Origin of the sequence: uncultured Gimesia sp. (genome assembly GCF_937910335.1) — a bacterium.
Taxonomy (GTDB): Bacteria; Planctomycetota; Planctomycetia; order Planctomycetales; family Planctomycetaceae; genus Gimesia.
The window spans coordinates 1-20564 of the sequence record NZ_CALEMX010000377.1; the positions used below are offsets into that span (position 1 = coordinate 1).

General features: G+C 49.4%; 16 protein-coding genes. 4 read left to right on the forward strand and 12 right to left on the reverse strand.

Going from position 1 to position 20564, the window contains the following annotated elements; translation table 11 throughout:
- Positions 1-176: 176 nt before the first annotated feature.
- Positions 177-632: a ribose 5-phosphate isomerase B gene (gene rpiB / locus Q0668_RS15020; protein WP_298866103.1), complete on the reverse strand. Its 456-nt coding sequence runs from the start codon at positions 630-632 to the stop codon at positions 177-179.
- 380 nt (positions 633-1012) lie between these two features.
- Positions 1013-2116 (reverse strand): Sua5/YciO/YrdC/YwlC family protein, encoded by a 1104-nt coding sequence (locus Q0668_RS15025; RefSeq protein ID WP_298866104.1) that lies wholly within the window; start codon positions 2114-2116, stop codon positions 1013-1015.
- 363 nt (positions 2117-2479) lie between these two features.
- On the opposite strand from Q0668_RS15025, the gene Q0668_RS15030 reads away from it, so the two are divergent.
- Positions 2480-3244, forward strand: a complete 765-nt coding sequence (locus Q0668_RS15030; RefSeq protein WP_298866106.1) for a class I SAM-dependent methyltransferase — start codon at positions 2480-2482, stop codon at positions 3242-3244.
- Here Q0668_RS15030 and Q0668_RS15035 read toward each other — a convergent pair.
- The 4 genes from Q0668_RS15035 to Q0668_RS15050 all read right to left on the reverse strand — a co-directional run bounded on the left by Q0668_RS15035 (position 3232) and on the right by Q0668_RS15050 (position 7098).
- Complete coding sequence (locus Q0668_RS15035; RefSeq protein ID WP_298866108.1) at positions 3232-4152, reverse strand: inositol monophosphatase family protein; 921 nt, start codon at positions 4150-4152, stop codon at positions 3232-3234. The genes Q0668_RS15030 and Q0668_RS15035 overlap by 13 nt on opposite strands.
- 61 nt (positions 4153-4213) lie before the next feature.
- Entirely contained in the window at positions 4214-5137 is a 924-nt protein-coding gene (locus Q0668_RS15040) for a RimK family alpha-L-glutamate ligase (RefSeq protein WP_298866109.1), read from the reverse strand.
- 35 nt (positions 5138-5172) lie between these two features.
- Positions 5173-6123, reverse strand: coding sequence for a methenyltetrahydromethanopterin cyclohydrolase (gene mch / locus Q0668_RS15045; protein ID WP_298866111.1), 951 nt, complete (start codon positions 6121-6123; stop codon positions 5173-5175).
- Between the two features lie 54 nt (positions 6124-6177).
- Positions 6178-7098 (reverse strand): dihydrodipicolinate synthase family protein, encoded by a 921-nt coding sequence (locus Q0668_RS15050; protein WP_298866113.1) that lies wholly within the window; start codon positions 7096-7098, stop codon positions 6178-6180.
- Positions 7099-7442: 344 nt separating this feature from the next.
- Here Q0668_RS15050 and Q0668_RS15055 point away from each other — a divergent pair, with 344 nt between their 5' ends.
- Positions 7443-7730, forward strand: coding sequence for a hypothetical protein (locus tag Q0668_RS15055; RefSeq protein ID WP_298866114.1), 288 nt, complete (start codon positions 7443-7445; stop codon positions 7728-7730).
- A 42-nt stretch (positions 7731-7772) separates the two neighbouring features.
- Here the strand turns inward: Q0668_RS15055 and Q0668_RS15060 are convergent, their stop codons facing one another.
- From Q0668_RS15060 to Q0668_RS15070, 3 genes are all read right to left on the reverse strand, one after another.
- Positions 7773-8570, reverse strand: coding sequence for a putative hydro-lyase (locus tag Q0668_RS15060; RefSeq protein WP_298866117.1), 798 nt, complete (start codon positions 8568-8570; stop codon positions 7773-7775).
- A gap of 5 nt (positions 8571-8575) precedes the next feature.
- On the reverse strand, positions 8576-9109 hold the full coding sequence (locus tag Q0668_RS15065; protein ID WP_298866119.1) for a peptidylprolyl isomerase: 534 nt from the start codon (positions 9107-9109) through the stop codon (positions 8576-8578).
- Positions 9110-9334: 225 nt separating this feature from the next.
- Positions 9335-13168: a hydantoinase B/oxoprolinase family protein gene (locus Q0668_RS15070; protein ID WP_298866122.1), complete on the reverse strand. Its 3834-nt coding sequence runs from the start codon at positions 13166-13168 to the stop codon at positions 9335-9337.
- 325 nt (positions 13169-13493) lie between these two features.
- On the opposite strand from Q0668_RS15070, the gene Q0668_RS15075 reads away from it, so the two are divergent.
- On the forward strand, positions 13494-14231 hold the full coding sequence (locus tag Q0668_RS15075) for a Bax inhibitor-1 family protein (protein ID WP_298866124.1): 738 nt from the start codon (positions 13494-13496) through the stop codon (positions 14229-14231).
- Between the two features lie 98 nt (positions 14232-14329).
- Here the strand turns inward: Q0668_RS15075 and msrP are convergent, their stop codons facing one another.
- Positions 14330-15337, reverse strand: coding sequence for a protein-methionine-sulfoxide reductase catalytic subunit MsrP (gene msrP / locus Q0668_RS15080; RefSeq protein WP_298866126.1), 1008 nt, complete (start codon positions 15335-15337; stop codon positions 14330-14332).
- Positions 15338-15654: 317 nt separating this feature from the next.
- Between msrP and sthA the strand changes: the two genes are divergently transcribed.
- The gene (sthA, locus tag Q0668_RS15085; RefSeq protein ID WP_298866128.1) at positions 15655-17160 is read left to right on the forward strand and encodes a Si-specific NAD(P)(+) transhydrogenase; all 1506 of its coding nucleotides are present in this window, start codon (positions 15655-15657) and stop codon (positions 17158-17160) included.
- A gap of 88 nt (positions 17161-17248) precedes the next feature.
- Here the strand turns inward: sthA and Q0668_RS15090 are convergent, their stop codons facing one another.
- Entirely contained in the window at positions 17249-18193 is a 945-nt protein-coding gene (locus tag Q0668_RS15090) for an RluA family pseudouridine synthase (protein WP_298866129.1), read from the reverse strand.
- Between the two features lie 23 nt (positions 18194-18216).
- Positions 18217-20564: aconitate hydratase AcnA (gene acnA / locus Q0668_RS15095; RefSeq protein WP_298866131.1), on the reverse strand; the 2348-nt coding region annotated here is incomplete at its 5' end.

The following is a 20564-nucleotide window of genomic DNA, read 5'->3' on the forward strand; positions in this document are numbered from 1 at the left end:
ATTCGAGCCTGGATCGATTCCTGGCTCAACCCAAATGGGAAATATCGGTTGAGAATCAGATAATGAGATCTGCCGCCTTAGAACGAGTCTCTCTTTCGTGAGATTTTCGCGCCGCAATCCGCGGTCTGGACGGGTCAAGAGGACGAGCTTACTTTATGGGGAAGGGATGCCTTAACCTATTGTGGCGGCATGTTTTCCTCTTCGACTTTATGCAGTTTTTCCAAACGTCGGGCATGTCTGCCCCCTTCAAACTCTTCTTTCAACCAGATTTCAATCATGCGATTGACGAGTCGATCGCCGAGAAGGTCGGCGGAGAGGCAGAGGACGTTCGAGTCATTATGCAGTCGGCTCATTTGCGCGGTAATGTCGTCGTGGCAGGGGGTGGCCCGAACTCCCGAAAATTTGTTGGCGACAATACACATTCCCATCCCGGTACCGCAAATCAGGATGCCGCGGTCAATGGCACTGGTGCCGATGTCTTTCGCTACCTTAGCTGCATAGTCCGGGTAGTCTACGCTTTCACCATCATCGGGGCCATAATCAAGTGCTTCATGTCCTAACTGACCTAATAGCGTGAGGATCTTCGCCTTGGTCGTAAACCCACGGTGATCACTGGCAACTGCAATTTTCATCGAAACTCTTTTTTATTAATGTCGTGAGAGAAATCAAAACAGTTATGACTCTGTTCTGATCATGAATGTTGTGGTTTTTCTCTTATGTTGAGAAGAGTGCTGTTGAGAAGAGTGCACAATCAAATAATTTCGGCTGGCAATCATCTCTATCGAAGAAGCATTTGCTATGTTGAGAAGAGTGCTGTTGAGAAGAGTGCACAATCAAATAATTTCGGCTGGCAATCATCTCTATCGAAGAAGCATTTGCACAATCTTCATATTGCTAAAGAGTAATGGTTTCCAACCTGTTTTAGCAAGCGTGCTTTTGCAGCAGATGTCGAATTTCTTGTTTGTAAAAAGATCAATTAATCCGGGTAGGTGGGGTAAAAAGTATTGTTATTTCAATGTACGTTGATCTGAGAGACCAGTTGTCTTAAATACTTCTCAATTTCTTTTTTACAGTCGGTATAGCATTGAAAGCCTCCACCAATTGGATCAGAAACATCTTTTCCTTCGGGAGAAAGCAGTTTCACAGCATCTTCCAGGTCGGGCCGTTCAGCTAGAATTGCAGCACGATGCCCCTGTGTCATAGTGTAGATATGATCTATCTGATCGAGAAGACGCTCTGTAAGTGGCTGGCTTTCGTGACTCCGAATATCTATTCCCTGCTCAGCTAGAATGGTCACACCTTCCGGGCTGGGTGGGGCTCCCGAGGCAGCTGCCAGCCCGGCAGAGCCGACGATATAGCCATGATCGGTCAATTCATCTTCTTGGCAGCCTAGTTTTTCAGAGAGCAAATTGCGGAAAAGCCCTTCTGCCATAGGGCTACGACAGGTGTTACCTGTGCAGACAAACATGTAAATTTCACTGGACAGTCTTTTGAGCGTGATTTCAGTGACGACACCTGGCTGCAGGATACTCCATTCATTGTTGGAAATGGAGACAATCGTAGACTGATCTCCAAAGCGCGAGGGGCCGTCATCAATTACCAATGCGACCTGGTCTTCGAAATCTTCCATAATATCGTCGGCTGTCTGATATTTTGATTGTTCATTTAACAGGACCAGCGGTGATGGGGAGAGCCTCATGATCTGAAAAATAATTTCATGAGCCGGGGCGCGCAGTCGAATTCGAGATTCGGGACAGATTTGCGATTGTACTTCGGCAGGTAATTGTGAAAATAAGGTATCGGGGCCCGGGCGTTCCAGATCCAGAATCACCGGTCCGGGCCAGCAGCGTTTTGACAGTTTGCGGCCGATGGATGGCATATTCGGGAGATAGTCGAGCGCTTCATCAAAACCCTTCACACAAAGCACGAGTGGTTCTTCTGCTTTGGTCAGGGCTCGTAATTTCGTCATCGCAGAGGAGCTGAGCGACTGGCCTGCAATTACGTACGCCGTTGCGGTGGGAAATGCTACTAACTCACCTTTTGCCAGATATTGAACTGCAAGGTGAATTACATCCCGGATGTCGTCAGTTTGTTTTAGATTAATCCGTTCTGTCATGAACAATTTAAGCCTTCTGTTCCTCGCTGAATTTGTTGCCCTGAAGTAATTTTCTACAAATTGCTAAGATATACGGGCATACAACGAATTACGATCAATGTGTCACTGCTTAATTTATCTTGTTTCGAATAAATCTCGATATTATGGATCATAACCGGGCAAATTGCATTGATCAAGCTGCTGGAATATTCGACAGGCATAAGTTATTATGATTGGTATGTTTATGACACTTACAAAAAGAGTGTTCTTTGCTGATTTATCAGAAACAGAGAAATCGGAACGATTTTGCAGGAGGCGATCGTTAAGATGCTTTGATCAGGATTCAAAATCAATTTTCCCAGGTTTCATTAAGTATAGCAAACTATGGCACCCCTAAGTTCTCCTCAAAAACCCATCCCGAAACGGCTTCGTTTAAAACAATCTCTGCGCTCACTGATTGAATTTGGTGGTGGGGATCAAGTTGATCAAGACCAGTTCCAATCCACAACGCGTAAATTATACGACGGACCAGCGGGGGCAGTGCTTTATCTGGCGAGTAAATTATCGCTGCATGATCCTCTGGTTGGTCGGATTATTAAAACCCGCCGATTTGATGTAACCGAGTTTCGGAGCATATTGGATATTGGTTCGGGTGCCGGTCAAATTCTCGGCCATCTGTTACGAGAAACGCATCCTGAAGCACGTCTGGTTGCCTGTGATTTATCTCATCAGATGTTAAAACGCGCCAGGACCCGGATGGACAGCGCGCGGCCCAATTACCTTTCGGCTGATCTAACCATGCTGCCGTTTCAAGATGAGTCGTTTGATTGTGTGACCTGCGGCTGGGTATTGGAGTATGTGGCAGATCCGAAGCATGGGCTTTCAGAAATTTATCGTGTACTCCAGCCGGGAGGGAGTCTGTTTCTACTGGCGACGGAAGACAAATTCTCGGGAATGTTAAACAGTCGCACCTGGAAATGCAGAACGTATAACCGGGTTGAGTTGCAACAGGCGTTTGAAGAATCGGGTTTACCCTGGAAAGAGCAACACTGGTTTACGCCGATTCATCAATTTTTGAAGCTGGGCGGCATCATCGTAGAGGCTACGAAGCCTGTGGAACCAGCTTCGAACTTGAGTCAATCTTCGTAACGGATCGGGCTCCAGTCTTTCGCCAGCTGGCAGAGCGTCTCTAAGGTATTGGGATTGGTACTGCAGGCTGTGATTCCCGGAAGCCTTAGCATGTCAGCCCGTTCATCCAGCCAATGCTCATGAAAATTCACTGGTTCACCGTTATGTACCCAGACGGCATCTCCTCCTAGAATCCGCGCGATGTGTAGTGAAACAGGGAAATCATAGACATTGGGAGTGTGAATGAGTGAGCCGCCAAAATCACCGGTTGCCAGATGGTCATAGATACTGCCCGGCATCTCTTCTGGAGGAACTCCTTTGAGCCCGGCTTCAGTTACGAGTCTGGCATTCGATGTGTCTTTGTCTTGAAATCCTATGAGATAGATGCGTTGCGAATCGGGGCGTGTCTGGGGATTTATGGCGGGCATGGCATCCAGGACATCGCGGGCAGGGCGGCTCTGATCATCGGGGCCACAGACGACGCGTTGATGCACGGCTTCGACCCAGGTTCCTTCTGCTCCTGTTTCCGGAATATATACCAGAGAATAATGCACGGTTTCACTGTCGCGCAGATGAACCATCACACAGTAACCGTCGGCCGTTTTATCTCGATACTGTTTTGTGCCGTCAATGGGATCAATGGAAAGCACGAATGGCGCGTCTTCAGCAAAACGGTTGAGGTCTCCGGTTTTTTCTTCCGCTTCGATACGACATTGCAAGAAGATTGGATCACGATCGCGAAGCGCTGCGACGATTAGTTCCTGGAGTGTCAGGTCCGCTAGAGTCAATGCATCGGTCAAGGCGCTTCCCGATGTTTTGTTTTCGACGGCGATATTAAAGTGCCGCAATCGTTTGGCAATGGCTCCAGACCAGCGGAGGATCTCAGGCAGATGAGTTTGCAATGCCGTTAAGAGTGTGTTTAATTCCATGTTTTTTCTTTTGACCAATCTCAATCGTTAAAAAGGCTCAATCGTTCAAGTGGCTCATTCGTTAAAGTGGTTGTGAACTCACATTGTTTCGTTTCTGTTCCAGATATTCAATCACCAGGGAGGCGACATCCACGTTTGCTACAGATTGAAAGCCGCGCCAGCCCGGCACTGCATTTACTTCCAGTAGATAATGCTCAGCTGGAGACTGAGAGGGAGAGAGCAGATCCACGCCACCAAATTCGGTATGTGTCAACTCTGTGGCGCGCAGTGCCAGTTCAACTTCCCGATCAGAGGGTTGATAAGATTCCGCGTGTCCCTGACGTGAAAGATTGGTGCGGAAATCATTATGTCCATGACGGCGAATGGCACCAATGACTTTTCCGTTCAGAATCAAGATTCTGAGATCATAGCCGGGATGAGAAATATATTGCTGAAGATAGATGACCGCTTGCGTGCGTTCCAGAGTGCGAAACGAACGATAGGCCAGATCGGGATCGCTGATACGAAAAATGCCACGCCCCTCGGAACCAAACAGAGGTTTGACTACGACATCGCCTCCCAGTTGCTCAAAATGTTGCATGGCCGCTTCGGAAGTTTCACAAACGGCGGTTGCCGGCACTGGTAATCCTGCTGCCGCCAGTCGCGAAGTTGTCAGATATTTGTCGACTGCGCACTCGATTGATCGCGGGCCATTAAAGACAGTCACTCCCTGGCGTTCCAATTGAGCGAGAAGATCCATCCGAAAGATAACCTGCTCTAATGAGCCGGGGGGCATCGTGCGGATGATCAGACAGTCAAACGGATTCAGTTTGATGCCGTTGCTTTCCACGCCGTTCTGAAAAAACTGTTCTGACTGGTTTTCTGTTAACAGAGAACTCAGGTCGTGGAATTCCCTATTAATGGATTCATGTCCTCGGGCGCTGGCAGCCTGACTGAGCTGCTTGCAGTACCAACTTCCCTGATTCCCCAGAATGGCGATCCGCACAAATTTTTTCCATTAACAAAAGTGCAAGCTGGAATTCAGAAACCAAAACTATTTTTCAACAGGCTGGTATTCATTTGACCGAACTGAAACACATTCCCTGTATCAAGGTTTTGAAAACTAATTACTGCAGGACTGAAGAAGCTGGGATCAATTTCATAGAAATCATGATTTGCTTCTTTGAAGACTTCGAGAAAGGGTTTGCCGAAGCAGGCTGCAGAATTAGAGGGAATCGAAGGACCAATTTCCTTAAGTGATTCATCATCGCCGGTGACCCATAGCGTGACTGCCCCTCCGTAGAGGATCGAATCATTGGTCCGTCCAATACCGGCCAGGCTGTCTTTGGCGACGGGGGCCAGTGGTGCCGTGCCATATCCTGCCTGGATTCGATGCACATCAAAGTCGCATTCGAACAGTTTATGCAAAGCCGTTTCAACGGAGCGGGAGATGACCTGGATATTTCCCGCAATACTCGAAGTGGGAGCTACCAGCAGGATGATATTATTCGGTTCGACTCCCGTGGCTTTGGAAATCATTTCAACAACATTCTCACCGGGCAGTGAATCGGCTTCGAGAACACCGACTGTTTTTTCAGGCGACTCACCAAACGCCAGAATCCGATACAGTTCTTCTTTTTCGGCTGCTGCCCGCATGGGACCGGATCCCATGGCAAAATAGTTATCGACATCAATTTTCCATCCCGCATACTGGCTGAGCAGGCAGGATTCCACAGCGTGATCGGTTTGAATCTGCAGGTAAGGCAGTGGCTGACCTGCCAGCGTTCCCGGAATGAGTTGTACATCAGCGAAATCAGACATACAGATTCGGGCGAGCATTAAACCGGCCTGAATTCCCGCGGGAGTTTCAATTCCACAATCAACAACGATGGCACCGTTTTCCAGCGCATGTGGAATGATTTTGAGTTCACCTGCTTTTGACAGCAGGCGTTCTGCCAGTTGGCATGCGCGATTGTTTAAAACACCGGTCATAATTATTTAATTCAATTCAGCAAGTTAAAAAAGGCGACAGATACGCGGGACAGGTTACAGGCAACCTACTTCTTCCATGATGCCTCTGGTTCGTTCAATCAGTTCGGGCGTGCAGGCCGGGAAGGGATGAAAGAGGGTGTCGTGTTCAATGACACCGCGTAAGCGCAGCGCGGTTTTCATGACTCCAATGGCATAACCGACTTTGATCGTGCCATCGGGGCAGACAAAGACTTCAAACAAGCGGACGATGGCTTCCTGCAGTCGAACTGCATCCTGATGGTTGCCGGCAGACACTGCTTCATAAAGTTGGACAAATATTTCCGGAGCGACATTGGCAAGTCCGGGAACGGTACCATCGGCGCCTGCCATCATGACTGCATGTACGAGCATTTCGGCTCCGGTAAACAGTTTCATTCCTTCCGGTTTACTGGAGACTAGACGATGGAAGCTGACGGCATCGCCGCTGGAGTCTTTGACTCCGATAATGGTGCCTTCTTTCCCCAATGTCATCAGGGTATCCATCTCAATTTTCACTTTGGTCATTACCGGGATATCGTAGGCAAAAATCGGAATATCGACCGATTCTCGAATCGTGCGATAATGAACCAGCATGTCCTGCTGGCCCGCGGGATAATAGTATGGGGGACAGACCACGATGGCATCGGCGCCTTGTGCTTTGGCGACTTTGGCCTGTTCAATAATTTGTTCGGTTCCCGGGGCGATCACTCCTGCCAGCAGGGGGACTTGTCCGTCAATGACTTTGACTGCGATCTCTGTGGCTGCTTGCCGATCGGCATCGCATAAAAGCGGTCCTTCTCCCGATGTTCCGAATAAAAAGATTCCATGTGCGCCCTGTTTCAGCATGAATTGGTAAACCGATTCAGCCGACGCGTGATCCAGTCTGCGTTCAGGCGTCAGAGGAGTAATCACCGGAGGAAGAACACCTTTAAGTTGTTCGGAAAGGTCGATGGTCATTTATCAGCTACCAAAAATCAGATTAGAAAAAGCAATGATGTGCCGTCATTTCAATGTTTGAGCCACTTTAAGTCATTGATTATTTTATACCAAACTCGAATCCAGGATGCGATGATTCAGAGGATTTGAGTACGGGAATCGGGCAGGCCCGTACGATGGAATGTCAATCTTGTTCGAATCGTGCGTATTGGAGGGATTTTACGGAATGTATTGAATGACCGGTATTCGAAGCTTACGGACAATCCTTAAAGGAGTGGGGCATTGTTCGATATTAAGAGAAAACCCGTCGCTCGACCGAAAAAAAACTGGAGAAAGGGTTCATCAGCCGGATATAATTAATAGACATGAGCAACCTGCATAAGATGACAATCTGTCTGGAGCATCAGTCTGTTGAAGATCAGGCCACCCCGTTTGGGATGGTTTGTCCTCAATGTAAGCATAGGCTCTATACGAATCCGCCTGAAGGCAACCTGATGAGTTTCTGGGAAAGCCAACCTGTGGCTTATAGTCTCAAACGTGAGCCTTGTTTCGCTTACACTCTGCGGTGGGAAGACTATCGTATTCGCTCGATCCATCTGCCCGAGGACGATCTGGTTACGCAGGAATCGCCCGAGATGGAATCCCATTCCTGATTTCTGCAGGATGGCATCGCTGAACTAATCAGATTCAGCGTCTTATGAAATCGTCAGTGCTTCATCTTTCAGATCCGAAACAAACATACAACCCGGGCTGTGTGTGATTGCAAAATCCAGTTTGGCTTGCATTAAAACGGCCTGAGGAGTCACGCCGCAGGCCCAGAAGACGTGAAGTTCTTCCGGTTCCACGGGAACGGCGTCACCATAATCGGGTTGTGCGAGATTGGTAATCCCGAGTTGCTCCGGGAATCCCATGTGTACGGGAGCGCCATGTACGGCTGGAAAGCGGCTGGTAATTTGAACGGCGCGAATGGCATCTGCAGGTTTAAAGGGGCGCATCGAAACCACCAGCGGACCGGAAAAGATTCCCGCTGGTTCGCATTGAATGGTGGTGCGATACATGGGCACATTCAGTCCCAAATCTATGTGTCTAACGGGTAATCCTGCTTCGATTAAAGCAGCCTCAAATGTAAACGAACAACCAATCAAAAATGAAACCAGATCTTCGCGCCAGAGATGGCTGATTTCAGTCGGTTCATCAATGAGCGTTCCCTGCTTCCAGACACGATAGCGGGGAAGGTCGGTTCGCAAATCGGCATCTGTCGCCAGCTTAGCAGGATAGTAGTCACCGGCTTTGGTAACTTCGAGTAACGGACAGGGTTTCGGATTCTTCTGACAGAACTGTAGAAAGTCGGATGCGTCCCGTTCACGAAGAATGACGAGATTCGCCTGGGCAAATCCGGAAGCCAGTCCCGAAGTTTGCCCGGTGAATTTTCCCGTACGACATGCTTGTCGAACTGATGCGCCTGTCTGTAATGAAGACCGATCCACATTCATGACACTTACTTTTCAGTAACGATTACCTCAGATGAGGTGATTTTTACATCCTCGAGTGGTCGGTCGCTATGATTGGTTTCGACATTTCCAATTTCCAAAACCACGGCTTCGCTATCGGCGTCACTTTTGCCGAACACCGTATAGGAATTGTCGAGATGCGGGACGCGTCCCAGGCAGAGAAAGAATTGCGAACCGGCCGAATTGGGATCATTCGTGCGCGCCATCGACAAAATTCCGGTTTCGTGTGGCAGATTGTTGAACTCGGCATCAATGGTATATCCTGGTCCCCCGGTGCCGGTTCCTTCAGGGCATCCTACCTGGATCACGAAATCGGGAATCACACGGTGGAAGATAATGTCATTGTAAAACCCAATCTTGGTCAGACCGATAATGTTGCGGCAATGTCCGGGCGCCACATCGGGATACAGGTCCATACGGATCGTACCTTTGGTGGTTTCGAAGACTACCTGATAATTGAATTTGTCGAAGTCAACATCAGCCAAAGCGGCATCAACATCTGCGCGGCGGTTTTCGGACACGGTACTTTTCCTTCTATGAATCGTAAATCATCAGTCAGGGATCTGATTTCTCAATCAAAAACATTATTGGTCACCTTAACTGAGCACAACGAAAATCACAAAGCAGAATTCGCTTATAAATTATAAATGTTATGAACCGGGTAATTTTTAACTTCAGTATCTCAAGACCTGACTCTATTGGCGTCAATCGGGGGCGGTGAACAAATTTTTGAGCTCGATCTTTGGCTATGAATCCTGTTTTCCAAATCCACCACCGCCGGGAGTCTTGATCGTCAAGATGTCACCGGCTTCGACTGAGATTGAGAACTTACCCCCCAACGATTCTACATCGGTCTGGTTTGCCTTTTGCAGTAGATTTTCACCAGTTTGTCCGGGCGCACCTCCTTCCAGTCCAAAGGGAGGATACGCTTCTCGTCGTTCGGAAATGAGTGAAATTTTCAAAGGTTTGAGGAATTCAATGCGTCGGAGAATTCCCGCGCCGCCTTGCTTTCGTCCTGCTCCTCCCGAACCTTTGCGAATCGAAAATTCATGCAAACGTACGGGGTAACGGCGTTCGATGATTTCTGCATCGGTGAGTCTGGTATTTGTCATGTGGGTATGTACGGCGTCGGTGCCGTCGCTGTCCTTTGTCGCGCCGCTACCACCACAGATGGTTTCGTAATAGCCGAAGGTCTCATCGCCGAAAGTCAGGTTATTCATCGTGCCCTGGCTGGCTGCCGCTTGCTTTAAGGCGCCTAGTAGTGTGTCTACGATTCGTTGTGATGTTTCCACATTACCGCCGACCATCGCTGCACATTCTGCTGGAGTATCGCGTTCGGGGGGATTCAGAAAACACTCGGGCAGAATAATTTTGATCGGCGATAACACACCACTGTTGAGCGGAATGTCTTCCTGAATCAAAGTGCGAAAGACATACAGTACTGCCGCATTTACTATCGCCCGGTTGGCATTCAGGTTTGTTTTCAGTACGGGACCGGTGCCTGTGAAATCAACAGTTGCTGAACTTCCCTGAATCGTAATTTGTACTGATAGCGGGGCGCCATTATCCAGATGATCGGTAAATGCATATACGCCATCCTCAATTTGTTCCAGCGCCAGTTGCATCTTCTTCGTCGCCGCCTGTTGAATATGACGCATATAAGCTTGTACGACCGGCAGGGAATAGCGGCTTACCAGATCATTCAACAAAGTCACGCCGCAAAAATTCGCGGCGACCTGGGCAGAGACATCTGCGAGGTTGTCGACGACAGAGCGGGTTGGAAAGGCACCGGAAAGCAGTAGCTCACGCAGTTCCTGTTCTCTTGATTCTCCGCGGTCAACCAGTTTGAAATTTCGAATGAGGGCCCCTTCATCGGCCAGTGTCTTTGAGAACGGGGGCATACTGCCGGGCACGATACCGCCAATTTCCGCATGATGGGCGCGACTGGCGGTAAAGAATAGCAACTCTTTTGATTCGGGGTGATGTACGGGAGTAATGACCGTTACATCGGGGAGGTGTGAACCGCCCCGATAGGGATCATTGGTGACATAGACGTCGCCTGGTGCGAGATCGGGGTTGTCGGCAATGATGCGCTTCACGGTTTCGCTCATGGCTCCCAGATGAACGGGAATATGCGGGGCATTCACCACCAGATCCCCGGTGGCAGAAAAGACAGCACAGCTGAAATCGAGTCGTTCTTTCACGTTTGTCGAAATCGATGTTTTTTGCAGGGTGATTCCCATTTGCTCGGCGATGGAAGCAAACAGATTATTAAAGATTTCCAGCATCACCGGATCGGCATCGGTGCTGATCAGTTCTTGAGCTTTCGCGTTCTTATCTGAGTGGCGAATCAAAGTTTCGCCGCGCGATAGTATTTCGGCGTCGAAGCCGGGATCTATGATGACCGTTGAAATCGGTTCGCAAATGATCGCGGGTCCGGAAATTTGATCGCCGGGCTGCAAATCTTCCCGCAAATAGACGGCGGATTGTTGCGATGTTCCCTGGAAATGCGTTTCCGTAGTTTCCAGAGGAGTGGGAACTCGCGAAACGATTTTGGATGCAGGCAGGTTTGGTTCTTCCATGCGTCCTACAATTTCCGTACGCATGGTGGTGACTTCGACAGCGCGTGCCTGATGAATGTAGCCGTAGAGCCGATGATGTTCCTGCTCGAAATTAGATAATTCATCCTGTCCTGACTGACAGCGAACCTGGATGGTAGCGTCTGTGCCCTGATAGCGCATTTCCAGTGAATGTTGTGGTTCGTCAATTCTCTCTGGCGGGATTCCTTCAGCGCGGACTTCTTCGCGAATACTTTGATCGAGTTGTTCAAATCGAGAATGCAAATCCTGTTTCAGTTCTTCAGTCCAGGGTTTGAGCACCGACTGTTGACCAAATCTTCTGACATCGGCCTGTCCGATACCAAAGGCACTGAGAATTCCTGAATAAGGGTGGATCAGGATTTCGCGAATTCCGAGTGCGCGTGCGATCGCGCACGCGTGTTGTGAACCGGCGCCGCCGAAACTGACTAGCACATAATCAGCGGGATCATAGCCGCGGGCTACGGAGATATTCCGAATGGCGCGGACCATATTGGCGTTTGCAATTTGCAGAAAGCCTTCCGCCAGTTCGAGAGGCGTATAGGTTTTTCCCATAGGTGAGGTGGCGATCTGTTGACAGAGTTGCGTCAGTCTCTGCTCGACCGCCGTTCGATCCAGGGCGAAGGGAAAGCGACTGGGGATGATTTTGCCGAGATAGAGATTCAAGTCGGTGACCGTCAAAGGGCCGCCTCTGCCATAGCAGGCGGGTCCCGGATTGGCTCCCGCACTCTCGGGGCCTACATGCAATTTGATGCCATCAAAGCCACAGATACTTCCGCCGCCGGCAGCGACCGTTTCGATGCTTAACATGGGTGCCACAATCCGTACACCCGCTTTGCGGGTTTCAAATTCGCGCTCATACATGCCATCAAAACGCGATACATCGGTGCTGGTGCCCCCCATATCAAAGCCGACGGATTTCGGAAAGCCGGCGACTTCTGCCACGCGCGAATAACCAATTACACCACCGGCGGGGCCGGAGAGAATACTGTCTTTGCCAACAAAGTGATCTGCATCGACCAGGCCACCGGCTGACGTCATCAGTTTCAGGCTGCAATGGTTCAGCGGTGTGCGAAGTTTTTTGATGTAATCTTTGAGGATCGGATTCAGGTAGGCGTCTACGACCGTTGTATCGCCGCGGGAGACGATTTTGATCAATGGCGAGAGGCGGCTGGAAACGCTGATTTCATCAAAGCCTACTTCTTGAGCGATATTGGCAACCAACTCTTCGTGTTCGGGGTTGGCAAAGGAATGCAGGAGGCAGATCGCCAGTGATTTCACACCCGTAGTTTGGAGTTCTTCAAGTTGTTTGCGAATGGTAGCGGGATCAGGGGTGACGAGTACACTCCCTTCTGCAGTGATGCGTTCATCGATTTCCACCGCCGTTTCGAATAAGGGCTCTGGTTTCTGAATCACCAGATCGAACAGACGGGGCCGGTCCTGATTGCCGATCAGCAGGACGTCAGCGAAACCTTTTGTTGTGATGAAAGCGGTGCGTGCTCCATTTCGGGTGAGCAGGGCATTGGTACCTCGGGTGGTTCCCAGCTTCACGCTGACGTTGGAGATCGTCTCCGATTTTTTCAAGCCGAGAATCCAGCGAATCGCCAGTACGGGGGCTTCTTCTCCTGATGCGAGTTCATAGCCGTCTGATTCTTTGACTGTACCGGGCAGGGAAGGTGTAAAGGTTAAAGCGCCCGTTGCTGTGTCAAAGGTCTTCACTTGTGCCGAATGAACGGATTGTCCCTCTTCATTCAGAAATTCGATCTGGTAGTCCTGCCAGAAGTCTGCCGGGTCTCCCTGACGAGAAGGGTCGACAATTGTGTCGGGGGTGGAAATTTGTTGAATTCGCCCTTTGGTAATACCCGAACTAAGAGTTTTAAAGGGAACGAACTCATTTTCTGGAGACCGCGCTATACAGTCCGTAAATGTCCCACCCACATCGATCCAGAATTCCCAGTTTTTACTGTTTTTTAAATCAGGCATTTCATCAAATATTTTGCTGGAGTTCACATTGTTCGTCTAGAATACGTTGATGTCTCTTCTAAAGACTATCGTATGAAATAACAGAACGAACGCGCAGGCACAACGAATGAATCTGGCCCTTTCAGGTGAGAATCTCACTTCGCTGCTATGCCATTTATTTTATAAGAAATTCTGTTAATACTTGAATTATGTGCACCGTAATCTATAATAATTATGCGGATGGTGGCAGGTTTTGCTGTAACGTCATCAGCTTCAAATCTAGATTCAAAACCCAAACTGTGTTCGCCTGGAACATCCCCTTCTCACAAATTGGAGAATACTTTCAATGAATAACTACAATCCTGATTATTACGAGCAGGACACAACGGCTGGCGGGGGCGGATTTGCCATTGATGCGATTGCTGCCGATCGCGCCACATTTATCCGCAAGACGTATGCCCATCTGGCGGGGGCGATTCTGCTTTTTATGGGGCTGGAATTCATTATTTTCAGCACTCCTGCGTTGCTGGAACCTATTCTCAGACTCTTTACTGGTAGCATGTGGTTGATTTTGATTGCCTTCTTGGGGGCGAGTTGGATTGCCAGTTCTATGGCATCCAGTGCGAAATCACTGGGAACTCAATACATGGGTTTGGGGCTTTATATCATCGCGGAAGCGATTATCTTTGTCCCGATCCTCTTCATCGCAAGTCAATTTGCCCCTGAAGCCCATGTGATTCCGGTAGCCGCGGTTATTACGCTTTGTATCTTTGGGGGATTAACTGCCTATGTATTTGTGACAGGTGCAGATTTCTCTTTCATGGGTGGATTTCTGACAATTGCCATGTTTGCCGCGATTGGAATTGCTATCGGCAGTTCATTTTTCGGATTTTCATTGGGGATCTTCTTTACAGGTGCGATGATCCTGCTGATGAGTGGTTTCATTCTGTATGACACCTCGAATATTCTGCATCACTACGAGACCAATCAATACGTGTCTGCTTCACTGGCTTTATTTGCTGCTGTTGCCACACTGTTCTGGTATGTTCTGCGGCTTGTGATGATGTTCTCATCCAACGACTAAGCGAAGCTGCATTCGGCAGACTCGCGAGACAATAAATGAAAAAGCACAGGCGAATTCATCTTCGCCTGTGTTTTTTTGTACCTGTTTTCGGCGTGTATTTAGCTGGGATAGAGTTTGCCTACGAATTCTTCGTAACCATTATAGGGCTGGGTATCGTAGCGTTTTTCGGTTCCCAGCATCCATTCGGTGCGCTGGCTCCAGCGGGGATGAGGGACTTTAGGATTGACGTTAGCGACGAACCCGTATTCATTCGGGTTTACCGTATTCCAGAATGTGGCAGGCTGTTCGGTTGTGAGTTTGATTTTGACAATCGATTTGCCGGACTTGAATCCGTATTTCCAAGGGACCACGAGTCGGATGGGGGCACCACTTTGTTTGAGTAAGGGGTTTCCATACAGGCCGGTCGCGATAAAAGCGAGGTCGTTCATGCTTTCTTCGATTGTGAGCGCTTCGGTATAAGGCCAGGGCCAGGTGCTTGGACCACTCGATTTCATATATGGGGCCTCATTCGGTTTGTTGAAGGTTTCGAACGACACATATTTGGCGGTGGCTTTTGGTTCGACGAGTTTCAGCAAACTGGACAGCGGAAATCCCGTCCAGGGAACGCACATGGCCCAAGTTTCTACACAACGATGACGATAGGCGCGTTCTTCAAATTTCATTTCTTTGTAAAGATCATCCAGGTCGAACGTGCGAGGCTTCTCACATTCTCCTTCAATGGTGACTGACCAGGGTGTGGTCTTAAAATCTTCTACGTATTTCCAGGATTCTTTGGATGTTGGCCCCGTGAATTCATAAAAGTTCGTGAACTCGACGGCTTCCTTTTCTACGGTTTCAGGACGGCCGTATTCGAAGGATTTATTGCGTGGGGCGGGATAAACGCTGCGAGATTCTTCAGGTAATGGTTCTACGGCACCCGCTTTTTCGATTTCCTCCTGCGTCGCCTGTTTACAACCGGAGAGCAAATCGGCAAAACCGGCGATTCCCAATCCATAACCCATGAACTTCAAAAACTCTCGGCGATGTGCTTTCCGATTCTGAAATACTTCGAATGGTGTATGTTCCTGCTCGGGAACATTCCAGAGTTTTCGGATCTTATGATTCATCATCAGTTCCTTTAGTCGGTCTTTATCACAGGGAACAATTTTAAGAGAGACTGGCGCGTCTTCAGTTCTCTTCGGGAGGAAAACCCCTTCTCATACGGTCATTCCGGGAGCCTTACTGCCAGTATAACCGTTAATATGTACGCAAAATAGCTTGTTTCAAGAATTGCATCAATCTTTATATCCTCTCTAAATCACCTCAATGACGAAGAAAGAAGTGATTGTTTACACGGAAAAGTCTGACTAGTCTTCTTGGCTTAACATATGGGGTGCGAAATCCGGTGTTAAGAAGACAGATCGATAACAAAGAGAATCTAATCATGAAATACGACATTGTTATTATTGGTAGTGGTCCTGCGGGACATAAAGCGGCGATTGCGGCATCGAAACTCGGGAAGCGTGTTGCCATTATCGAGCGCAATTTCCGGGGCATGGGGGGCGTCTGTCTGCACAAAGGTACGATTCCCTCGAAAACGATGCGTGAAGCGATTTTGTATCTCTCCGGATATCGGCATCGTGATGTATACAGCAAACGTTTTCGCAATAAACGCCGGATCACGATGCAAGATCTTAGACTCAAGCTGGCAGATGTCGCGGAACATGAACTGGAAGTGATTCACGATCAGCTGGAACGCAACGGCGTAGAAATCTTCATTGGAGAGGCCAAGTTCGCCAGTCCTCATGAAGTGGAAGTTTATGGCGAAACGGGACGGAAAACATTATATGGCGATCACATTCTGGTGGCGACCGGAACCAAGCCTTCGCGTCCTCCACATATTCCCTTTGATGGTAAAACGATCTTCGATTCCGACGAAATCCTTGATTTGAAAGAGATCCCCAGATCGATGATTGTTGTCGGCGGTGGTGTGATTGGGATTGAATATGCGATTATGTTCGCCACATTGGGAGTCGAAGTGACCGTGTTGGATGGCCGCGATCGATTGCTTGAATTCTGTGATCGTGAAATTATCGACGTCTTGACCCATCATGCCCGGTCATTGGGAATGATCTTCCGAATGGGCGAAGAAGTGGTGGGAATCGAGCGATTTTCCGATAGTATGGCAGCTGTCCAGACAGAGAGCGGCAAACGCCTGGTAGCCGATTCGGTGTTGTATACGGTGGGCCGTGTTGGTGATGCTGACGAATTGAATTTCGAGGCAGCCGGTCTGGAACCGGATGAACGAGGTCGTCTGTGGTGTAATGAAGAGCATCAGACATGGGTGCCGCATATCTATGGAGCTGGTGATATTGTTGGTTTTCCAGCGCTGGCGAGCGTTTCGATGGAACAGGGGCGGCGTGTTGTCTGCAATGCCTTCAATGAACCGTTTGAGGCCTTCGATATTATGCCTTATGGATTATTTACCATTCCCGAAATTTCGATGATCGGTAAGACCGAGCAACAGTTAACCGAAGAGCATATTCCGTATGAAGTGGGAGCCGCCCGCTATAAGGAAATTGCGCGGGGACAAATTTCCGGCGACCGTGAAGGGATGCTGAAGATTTTATTTCATCGGGAAACATTGAAGATTCTGGGCATTCATGTGATTGGCGAATCTGCTACGGAGATCGTGCACATCGGTCAGACCGTGATGTCGTTCGGCGGGACGATTGAATATTTCCGGAATGCGGTCTTTAATTATCCGACGATGGCAGAATGCTATAAAGTCGCCGCCTTTGATGGGTTTGAAAAAATGAGCCTGGATCGATTGTTCGAAGAATCCAAACTGCTCAATGCGAATTCCGAAGCTGCAGCAAATGCAGAAGCTGAGAAAAAGATACAAACTGTCTTGGACGAAAAGGAAACCGTGGAAACCGTTGAGGTCTAGCCTGTGTCCAGGTTTACTGTAACGTTTCCAAGGCCATTTGAAACGAGTATCTTGGCATGTAAGGTGCTATGGTTAATTGAGATTCGCTTTAGACGCTTCGTAGCCGCCGGAGTGCCTGATGGAAATCATCGGGTACTTCGGCGGATATTTTCATCGGCAGCCGAGTGACCGGGTGTGCGAATTCAATCTGTTCGGCATGCAAGGCTTGTCTGTTTATCAACTCCCGGTCAGCGAGCAGTCGTTCATCGTTGCCGTAAAAATCATCTGCAATGATCGGAAATCCTAAATCGGCCAGATGCACTCGTATCTGATGTAAGCGGCCTGTTTTTGGAAATGCCCTTATTAAAGCGTGCTGCGGTAACTGTTCCAGTACTTCAAAGCGCGTGTAAGCTGCTTTCGCGCGGAGCGCCTCCGGATGTGTCGTCATACAGACACCGGCTTGTGTAGGATGTTCGCCGATGGCGGCCCTGTTTTCGAACGTGTTCTGCTCGGGATTGTCACGTACGATGGCTAGATAAGATTTGCTGATTTGATTCTTTTGGAACTGAATCGATAAACCCCGATGTGCCAGATGTTCTTTCGCAACAATTAAAATTCCGCTGGTGAATTGATCGAGGCGATGCACGATGCCCGGTCTCAGTAGAGAGCGAATTCCTGTTTGCTGGTCCAGATGATGTTGTAATGCGTTGGCGACTGTACCTGAGAGAATATTTCCGGCCGGGTGCGCGATGATGCCCGGTGGTTTGTTAATAATCATCAACCAGGCGTCTTCAAACAGAATTTCCAGTGGCAGGGGTTCGGGATCGTAGGTTTTGTCGGGAGGTTCTACCAGTACGATGCTCACCTGCTGTCCGCGAAACACGCGCTGTAACGGGCTGGCTTGTGTGCCATTCACTTTCGCAAAGCCGGCTTGCACGATACGTTGCAGACGATGCGTCGAATAATTTCTGAAATGGCGACTGAGAAACCGATCGATGCGGACACCATTCAGGTATTCCTCGACAATCAGATCGGTTTCAAATGCAGTTTTCATAGAATCAGAAATCAGGGCAGAAATCAGGCTTTCGCGAGATCTCGGAGCACTTTGTGCAGGATGCCGCCATTGCGATAGTAATCTACTTCTACTGGTGTATCCACGCGACACTGTGTTGTAAACAGAATTTGTGAGCCATCTTCTTTGGTAGCGGTCACGCGAATCGTCTGCCCTGGTTTCAAGTTGTCATCCAGTTCAATGTCAAAGGTTTCTGTTCCATCCAGCCCTAGTTCATCTCGGCTTTCACCATCCCGGAACTGCAAAGGCAATACTCCCATGCCGACCAGATTCGAGCGATGAATTCTCTCGAATGAAGTCGCAATGACCGCTTTGATGCCTAGCAGAAATGTTCCTTTGGCAGCCCAGTCGCGTGAAGAGCCCATACCGTAATCACCGCCTGCGAGCACGACCAGTGGTGTGTTGGATGCTTTATATTGGAGCGATGCTTCATAAATGGAGGTCTGTTCGCCTGTGGGCAGATAGGTTGTCACGCCACCGCTGGTTCCGGGTGCCAGTAGATTTTGGAGTCGAATATTGGCGAAGGTGCCGCGTGTCATGACTCGGTCATTTCCACGACGGCTGCCGTAGCTGTTGAAGTTTTCGGGTGTCACGCCATTTTCCTGCAGATATTTTCCGGCGGGAGAATCGGCTTTGATTGCACCCGCGGGGGAAATATGGTCAGTGGTGACCGAGTCACCTACCGAGACGAGTACGCGTGCTCCGTTGATTGAACTGATGGGAGCGGGCGTGGTTGGCATATCAACGAAGAACGGGGGTTCCTGCACGTAGGTACTTTTTTCATCCCAGTCAAAGATGTCTCCATCGCCACCGTTGATGGCCTGCCATTCGGGAGAACCTTCTGTCGCTTTTCCATATTGTTCGCGGAACATTTCCGGATTCATCGAAGATTCCAAAGCTGCGCTGACTTCTGCTTGAGAGGGCCAGATATCTTTCAGGAAGACATCATTGCCCGATTGGTCCTGACCCAGCGGTTCGGTGGTCAAATCGATGTCGGTCGTTCCGGCAATCGCATAGGCGACAACGAGTGGCGGGCTGGCCAGATAGTTGGCACGTACGTCAGGGCTGATACGCCCTTCAAAGTTGCGGTTTCCGGAAAGCACCGCTGCAGCGACGATATCATTCTCATTGATGGCTTTGGAGATCGGAGCGGGCAGAGGACCACTATTGCCGATACAGGTCGTGCAGCCATAGCCGACGAGATTGAAACCGAGTTCATCGAGGTAAGGCGTTAAGCCAGCTTTTTCCAAGTAATCTGTGACGACACGGCTGCCGGGAGCCAGGCTGGTTTTGACCCAGGGTTTGCGCGTGAGCCCTTTTTCAGAAGCTTTCTTAGCTAAAAGACCGGCGCCGAGCATGACTGAAGGGTTGCTGGTATTGGTACAACTGGTGATGGCTGCGATGACGACAGAACCATCTTCAAGATCGAAATTCTGTCCGTTGTAATCGACTGCTGCCGAAGTTTCCGAAGGATCTGGCTTGCCGAAGGTTTTGCTCAGGTCACTGTGCCATTGTGATTTCATATCCGTCAGAGCAATTCGATCCTGGGGACGTTTGGGGCCGGCGAGTGAAACTTCGGTAGTGGAAATATCCAGTTGCAACTGACTGGTAAACCTTGGTTCGGGTGAACTATCGGTTCGGAAGAGGCCTTGTGCTTTGTAGTAGCATTCTACCAGATCGACTTCTGCGTCAGTGCGACCGGTGCGTCGCATGTAGTTCAGTGTTTCATCATCGACGGGGAAGAAGCCGATGGTGGCACCATATTCTGGTGCCATGTTTGCGATGGTGGCCCGGTCAGCCAGACTCATGTTTGATAAGCCGGGACCGAAGAATTCTACGAATTTGCCGACGACACCGTGTTCTCGTAACATCTGTACGATTCGTAGAACGAGGTCGGTTGCGGTGGCACCTTCAGGAAGTTTGCCACTTAGTTTGAAGCCTACGACTTCCGGAGTCAGCATATAAATGGGTTGCCCCAGCATGACGGCTTCGGCTTCAATGCCGCCGACGCCCCAGCCGACTACACCCAGTCCGTTGATCATGGTGGTATGGCTGTCGGTTCCTACGAGACTGTCGGGATAGGCTACGCCGTCTTTTGTGAGCACTGCCTTGGCCAGATATTCCAGGTTGACCTGATGCACGATACCGGTGGCGGGGGGTACGACGCCGAAATTATTGAGTGCCTGCTGTCCCCAACGGAGGAACTGATAGCGTTCCTGATTGCGTTCGAATTCTTTTTCGACGTTGTGTTGCAGGGAGAGTCTGGTGGCAAACTCATCAACCTGAACCGAGTGATCAATTACCAGATCGCAGGGAACGAGCGGGTTGATTTTTTGTGGATCGCCGCCCAGGC